General features: G+C 74.7%; 6 protein-coding genes. 5 read left to right on the top strand and 1 reads right to left on the bottom strand.

All coding sequences use genetic code 11. The features are described 5' to 3' along the window. The 5 genes from BZL64_RS32535 to BZL64_RS32515 form a co-directional block, all read left to right on the top strand. On the top strand, positions 1–1,157 hold a 1,157-nt coding region (locus BZL64_RS32535), incomplete at its 5' end, for an MFS transporter (protein WP_086772713.1). 81 nt (positions 1,158–1,238) lie between these two features. Beyond that, entirely contained in the window at positions 1,239–2,384 is a 1,146-nt protein-coding gene (locus BZL64_RS32530; RefSeq protein WP_086772712.1) for a serine hydrolase domain-containing protein, read from the top strand. 164 nt (positions 2,385–2,548) lie between these two features. Continuing rightward, positions 2,549–4,192: a serine/threonine protein kinase gene (locus tag BZL64_RS32525; protein WP_086772711.1), complete on the top strand. Its 1,644-nt coding sequence runs from the start codon at positions 2,549–2,551 to the stop codon at positions 4,190–4,192. An 84-nt stretch (positions 4,193–4,276) separates the two neighbouring features. After that, entirely contained in the window at positions 4,277–4,855 is a 579-nt protein-coding gene (locus tag BZL64_RS32520) for a hypothetical protein (protein ID WP_208639566.1), read from the top strand. A gap of 83 nt (positions 4,856–4,938) precedes the next feature. Next, positions 4,939–5,826 carry an oxygenase MpaB family protein gene (locus BZL64_RS32515; protein ID WP_086772710.1) on the top strand — a complete coding sequence of 296 codons (888 nt, stop codon included), beginning with the start codon at positions 4,939–4,941 and terminating at the stop codon, positions 5,824–5,826. A gap of 41 nt (positions 5,827–5,867) precedes the next feature. On the opposite strand, the gene BZL64_RS32510 is transcribed toward BZL64_RS32515, so the two are convergent. After that, positions 5,868–6,539, bottom strand: a complete 672-nt coding sequence (locus tag BZL64_RS32510; protein ID WP_086772709.1) for a PASTA domain-containing protein — start codon at positions 6,537–6,539, stop codon at positions 5,868–5,870. Positions 6,540–6,658: the final 119 nt, after the last annotated feature.

Below are 6,658 nucleotides of genomic sequence, written 5' to 3'. Positions count from 1 at the left end.
CCGTCCTCACCGACGTGGCCGACGACCTCGGACTGTCGGCGACCACGACGGGGCTGATCCCGACGGCCATCCTCGTCGGCTGCACGGCGGGCTTCGCGCTGCTGCTGCCCCTCACCGACCGGATCGCCCCGCACCGGCTGGTCGGCGTGCAGCTCTGCGTCCTGGCCGCCGCGCTCACGCTGGCCGCCGCCGCGCCCAACGCGCCGGCCCTGCTGACCGCCTGTCTGCTCATCGGCGCGATGGCGGGGGTCGCGGCGCAGGCCGGGGCCATCGCGGGCCGGTACGCCGCGCCCGGCCGGCGCGGCACGGCCATGGCCACGGTCGCCACCGGCCTGTCGGCCGGCATCCTGCTGAGCCGCTGGGCCGGCGGAAGCCTGGCCGACCTCCTGGGCTGGCGCCGCATGCTGCTGGTCTTCGCCGGGCTCGCGCTGCTCGGCGCGTTCGCCACCGGGCGGCTCCTGCCCCGCGACCGTCCCGGCCCGCGGGGCGGATATCCGGCCGCGCTCGCGGCACTGGCGCCGCTGTTGCGGCGGCACCGCCCGCTGCGCCGCGCCGTGGTCACCGGCGGCCTGTGGTACTTCGCCTTCAACGTCGTCTGGGTGGCCCTCTCGCTGACGCTCGCGCGTCCGCCGTACTCGCTCGACTCCACCGCGATCGGGCTGTACAGCCTGGCCGGGCTCCTCGGGTTCGCCGCCCTGCCGTTCACCGGCCGGCTGGTCGACCGGTACACGCCGGGCCGGGTCGTCGTCGGGGCCATGGGGGTCGCGGCACTCGGCACGGCGGTCCTGGCCGCCGGTTTCCCGCACCCCGTCCCGACCGTGCTGGGGCTGGCCCTGTTCGACGCGGGCTGCTTCGCCGCGCAGGCCGCCAACCAGAGCGTCGTCGTCGCCGTCGACCCCGACCGCTCCGGGAGTCTCACCGGCGTCTACCTCGTCCTGTACTTCGCTGTGGGCGCGCTGGGCACGGCCGCCACCGCGCCGCTCCTCGACGCGTTCGGCCCACGCGGCACGATGCTCGCGGCCCTCGCCGCCCTCCTCACCGCCGGAAGCCTCGCCGCCGCGCACGCCAGGGACGGGGAAGGCGAAGGGGGAAAGGACAGGGGAAGGGAACCGGTGGGCGCCGCCCAGGACATCGGCCCGGCACCGTTCTCCCGGTGAACGATGAGTTCCGGCGGGTCGCCCGGTCACCCGTCTACACGCCCCGCACCCCACCGGCGGGCCGGCCGAAGGCGGAACACCATGAGCGACCTGTACGACCTCCTGCGGCAGTACGTCGACGACGGCACCGTTCCCGGGGCGGTGGCCCTGGTGGCGCGGGGCGGGCGGGTCGAGACGGTGGCCGCCGGGACGTTCGCGTTCGGCGGCGGCTCCCCGATGCGGGAGGACACCCTGTTCCGGCTCGCCTCGATCACCAAGCCGGTGATGGCCGCCGCCCTGCTGACCCTGGTCGACGAGGGGCGGCTGGCGCTGGACGAGCCGGTGAAGGGCTGGCTGCCGGAGCTGGCCGCCCCGCAGGTGGTGCGCACTCCGCAGGCCGGCCTCGACTACGTGGTCCCGGCGCGGCGGGACGTCACCGTGGAGGACCTGCTCACCTTCCGGTCCGGGCACGGCTTCCCCGACGACTTCTCGCTCCCTGCCCTCCAGCCGCTCTTCACGACGCTCAAGTCCGGCCTGGACCCGGCGCACGTGCCCGCACCCGACGAGTGGATGGCCCATCTCTCCCGCATCCCGATGCTGCACCACCCGGGCGAGGCCTGGCTCTACAACACCGGCTCCGACATCCAGGGCGTGCTGGCGGCCCGTGTGTCCGGACAGCCACTGCCCGAGTTCGTGGCGGAACGGGTCCTGGAACCGCTCGGGATGAGCGACACCACCTTCTGGGTACCGGCGGACCGGCTCGACCGGCTGCCCCCGCTCCACCGGCCGGGTGCGCAGGGCGTACCCGAGGTGATGGACGCGCCCGACGGACAGTGGAGCGCGCCGCCCGCCTTCCCGTCGGGTGCCGGCGGCCTGGTGTCCACCGCGCGGGACTGGCTCGCCTTCGCCCGGATGGTACTGGCCAAGGGCATGGCGGACGGCCGGCGCGTGCTGTCCGAGGAGTCCGTGCACCGGATGACCACCGACCACCTCACCCTCGGGCAGCGCGCGTCCTGCGGCCTGTTCCTGGAGGGCCAGGGCTGGGGGTACGGGGGCGCGGTGGACGTCGGCCACGTCACCCCGTGGAACGTGCCCGGCCGCTACGGCTGGGTGGGCGGCTCCGGCACGTCGGCGCATCTGATCCCCGCCGACGGGACGGTCGCCGTGCTGCTCACCCAGATGACGATGACCGGGCCGACCCCGCCCGCCCTGATGCGTGACTTCTGGCGGCTGACGGCGAAGAGGTGACCGGGGGAAGGGAGAAGCGGGGAAGGGGGAGGCCGGGAGGGTGACGCGGGGAAGGGACCGTCCGTCCTGCAACCGTACTGGCCGGAAATGTGTCTTCGCCGCTGTGGTCCGATATGCCGGGCCACGGCAACGAGAGCGTAGTGCGGGCGGGCTGGGGGACGGCGATGAACGCATGGGCGGTACCGGGGTACTCCGAGTCGCTCGAACTCGGGTCCGGGGCGAGTGGGCGGGTGGTGCTGGCCGTCCATGAGCCGACCGGCGTGCCGGTCGCGGTGAAGTACCTCAGCGAGTCGCTGCGGACGCGGCCCGGCTTCGTCCACGGGTTCCGTGCCGAGGCACAGCTCCTCGCCGGGCTGGAGAGCCCGCACGTGGCCGGTCTCTACGAGTACGTCGAGGCGACGAACGGCGCCGCCATCGTGATGGAACTGGTCGACGGCGTCTCCCTGCGCACCGCGCTGGCCCGGCAGGGCCCCCTGTCGCCCGAGGCGGCATTGGTCGTCCTCAAGGGATCGCTCCTCGGACTGGCGGACGCGCACCGCGTCGGCGTGGTCCACCGGGACTACAAGCCGGAGAACGTGCTGGTCTCGCCCGAGGGCGTGTCCAAGCTGGTCGACTTCGGTATCGCGGTCGACGCCGGTGTGCGGGCCGGGATCGCGGGGACGCCCGCCTACATGGCCCCCGAGCAGTGGACCGGTGCGCCGGCCTCGCCCGCCGGGGACGTGTACGCCGCCACGGCCACCTTCTTCGAGTGCCTGACGGGGCGCAGACCCTACGCGGGCGACCACCTGGCCGAGCTGGCGCTGCAGCACGTCGAGGGCGCGATCCCGGTCGCGGAGGTGCCCGAGGCGGTGCGCTCGCTGGTCGGCCGGGGGCTGGCCAAGTCGCCGGAGCACCGGCCCCCGGACGCGGCGACGTTCGTCGCGGAGCTGGAGGCGGTCGCCGTGGCGGCGTACGGGAGCGACTGGGAGGAGCGGGGCCGCGGTCGGCTGGCCGCGGTCGTCGCCCTGCTCCTGTTCCTGCTCCCGACCGCCCGTGAGGCACCGCACGTCACCACGGACACGGCCCGTACGGTGTTTCCGCGGGGCCGCTCGGGGCTGCGTCCGTGGCGGCCGACCTGGCCGGGGCTCGCGGTGTCCGTGGCCGTCGTGCTCGTGGCGATCCTCGCGGCGCGCGGCGTCGGCGAGGACGCGGCGGCGGCCTCCGGGGAGGCGGCGCAGGTGCTGGCCACCACCAGCGCCGTGCCGGCCACGCCCACCGGCACCGCTCCGGCGGACACCGCGACGCCGTCGGCGACGCCCACGTCCTCGCCGCCCGCCACCGCCGCGTCCGGCAGCCTCGCTCCCCCGCCGACGACGTCGGTCGTCCCCTCCGCCTCCGCGTCCGGGACCACGCCCGGCACGGGTACGGCCACCACCGGGGAACCCACGGCGCCGGCTTCGCCCACCGTGACGACCGGCACCTCCGCTCCTCCCCCGGGGCCGCCCGCGGTCAAGGACGTGGCCGTGACCGGCTTCCGGCAGACGGGTCCCGGCACGGCGACGGCGACGATCACCGTCACGACCGACGGCACCGGCCCGGTCTCCGTCACCGTCGGCTGGTTCACGGGGAACACCGCGGGCCCGCCGGGAGCCGGCGACGGGACACAGTCGACGACGCGGCACAGCGGTGCCACGCAGTACTCGTTCACCGTCGACCACTCCTTCCGGGGCACCGGCTGCTACTGGACGGTCCAGGCCGGCACCACTCCCGCCTCCGCCGACGGCGGCGCCTCCCAGCAGCTCCTGACCCGGCAGTGTGAACTCCGGTGACCATCCCCGACGGCGGCCCGCCCGCACCCGAACCCCTCCCCCCCGACGAGACCCGACACCGGGGACGACGAGTACAGCGCGACCGTGCTGGCCAGTCACTGGGTCCAGCGTCCCGAACCCGAACCCGCGCCCGTCCCGACCCTCGTGGTGGACTCGGGGGCCGCTCCCGGCGACGCGACCGTCCTGCGCTTCGGTCCCGGCGTGACCGCGGCGCTCGCCCGGCGCCCGCATCCGACGCTGCCCACGCTCGTGACTCCCCCGGCACCGCGCCGCCGTCCGCAACGGCACGCGCTGCCCGCGCTCGTGCTGGTCGCCGCCGTGCTCTTCCTGTTCTGGCGGCAGCACACGGCATCGGCGGTGGACGTACGGGAGGTCTCGGTGACGGCCGCACGACAGACCCTGGGCTGTGACTCGACCGCCGGCATCGTCGGGGTCGTCCGCACCGACGGCCGGCCCGGCACGCTCTCCTACCGGTGGGTGCGCAGCGACGGCACCTCCTCCGACGTACGGCACACCGAGGTCGTCCGGGGACAGCGGCAGGTGCGGATCGAGCTGCTGTGGAGCTTCCAGGGGCCGGGCCGTCACACGGCGGTCGCGGAGCTGCGGCTGCTGTCGCCCGAGCGCCGGTCGGCCGAGGTCCGGTTCGTGTACGACTGCCCCTGATCCGCGCCTGACAGGAGTACAAAGGAGGAGCGGACGTCACGATCCTCCGCCTTCCGTCGTGCAGGAAGGAGGCCGCGGCAGCCATGACGACGGTCCGAAAGCACGGCCCGAACCCGCGCCTGTGGCTGGGGCAGGGCCTCTTCACGCGTGTCGCCGGTCCGGACGGTGCCCGCAACCGCGCCCTGATCCACGGCACGCCCGGTCCCCGCTGGTTCGGACCCGAGCGGCCCGTGCGCCGGGTGCACGGCGACGCCTCGATGTTCGTCGGCGGGCTGTCCGCCCTGCTGCTGCAGTCGCTGCACCCGCTCGCCATGGCGGCCGTCGCCGCCCACTCGGGTTTCCGCGGCGACCCGTGGGGCCGGCTCCAGCGCACCAGCACCTTCCTCGCCACCACGACGTACGGCACCGCCGAGCAGGCCCAGCGGGCCTGCGACCAGGTCCGCGCCGTCCATGAACGCGTCCGGGGGGTCACCGCGAGCGGCGAGCCGTACCGTGCCTCGGACCCGCGTCTGCTGGCCTGGGTGCACGTCGCCGAGGTCGACAGCTTCCTCCGCGCCCACCAGCGCTACGGACTGCGTCCGCTGTCGGACGCCGAGTGCGACGGATACGTCGAGGACACGGCACGGATCGCCGTCGCCCTCGGCATCCCCGGTCCGCCGCGCACCAGGAGGGAACTGGCGGCGCGGCTGTCGGCGTACCGCCCGCAGCTGCGGGCGACGCCCGAGGCCCTGGACGCCGCCCGCTTCCTCCTGCTGAGCCCGCCCGTCCCGCTCGTCGCCCGCCTGCCCTACGGCGTGCTGGCCGCCAACGCGGTGTCGCTGCTGCCCGACTGGGCCGCCGCCGAGCTGCGCCTCCCGCGGCTCGCCCTGGTCGACCACCTGTGCGTCCGGCCGCTCGGCGCCGCGATGACGGCGGCGATCCGCTGGGCCCTGGTGCCGGCCCGCGGCGCCGCGATCACTCCGCCGGGCTGACTACCGGTGTCGGTGTGGGGCGGACTCGTCGCCGGTGCGGCTCAGGTGCAGTTCTCGCCGAACTTGACCGCCGTGAAGGTCACCGGCTGCCCCTTGAGCTCGGTCCCGGCGGCCGGATTCTGGGCGCAGACCTTCCAGTTGCTCTCCATCAGCACCCAACGGTCCTCCGCCGAGGCGTCGTTCACCGTGATCGACGTGCCGCTGTCGAGGGCGGCGCGGGCCGCCTTCACGGACCTGCCGCGGAAGTCGGGCATCTTGCCGCCGGCCGCGGTCGGTGCCGCCTGCTCCTTGTCCGGGCAGGTCTCGTCCAGCTTCACCGAGCCGAAGTCGAGCGTCGTGCCGGTGGACGCCGAGGTGCCCGCCTTCACGTTCTGGCTGCACACCTTCCAGTTGCGGTCGAAGGCCTGCATCCGGTCCCGGCCGAGTGAGTCGTGGGAGGTCAGCCCGTAGAAGCCGGTTTCCTGGGCCTTGTCCTGCGCCGCCTGGAGTCCCATGCCGACGAAGTCGGGCACCGTGGCCCTGACGTCGGCGGCCACCTTGCCGTCAGGAGAGGCGGAAGGCGTCGGAGTCGCCGGGGCCGACGGAGCCGTACTGGAAGCGGGCGCGGCGGACGGCGTCTTCGCGGCGGAGCCGCCGCCGGTGGCCGGATCGCAGGCGGCCAGAGCGCCGACGGCAGCGGTGAACAGGACAGTGAGGGCAAGGCGATTGCGCATGGAATCCCCCGAGTGGTGCCAGTACAGACGGGTTACGGTAGACCACGCGTGAAGGAATCGTGAAGTCGAGGGCTCCGGGCGGCGGGCGCCGTGGCTGGCCGGAGCCCTCGACTTCACGA

The sequence above is a fragment of the Streptomyces bobili genome (assembly GCF_002154575.1).
Taxonomy (GTDB): Bacteria; Actinomycetota; Actinomycetes; order Streptomycetales; family Streptomycetaceae; genus Streptomyces; species Streptomyces bobili.
Note: the sequence above shows the minus strand (reverse complement) of the source record. Positions and strands in the feature narration are given on the sequence as shown.

Excerpts from the sequence above, each read along its gene's own strand:
- BZL64_RS32530 (WP_086772712.1), top strand. The coding sequence starts at position 1,239 with ATGAGCGACCTGTACGACCTCCTGCGGCAGTACGTCGACGACGGCACC.
- BZL64_RS32515 (WP_086772710.1), top strand. The coding sequence starts at position 4,939 with ATGACGACGGTCCGAAAGCACGGCCCGAACCCGCGCCTGTGGCTGGGG.
- BZL64_RS32510 (WP_086772709.1), bottom strand. The coding sequence starts at position 6,539 with ATGCGCAATCGCCTTGCCCTCACTGTCCTGTTCACCGCTGCCGTCGGC.
- BZL64_RS32525 (WP_086772711.1), top strand. The coding sequence starts at position 2,549 with ATGAACGCATGGGCGGTACCGGGGTACTCCGAGTCGCTCGAACTCGGG.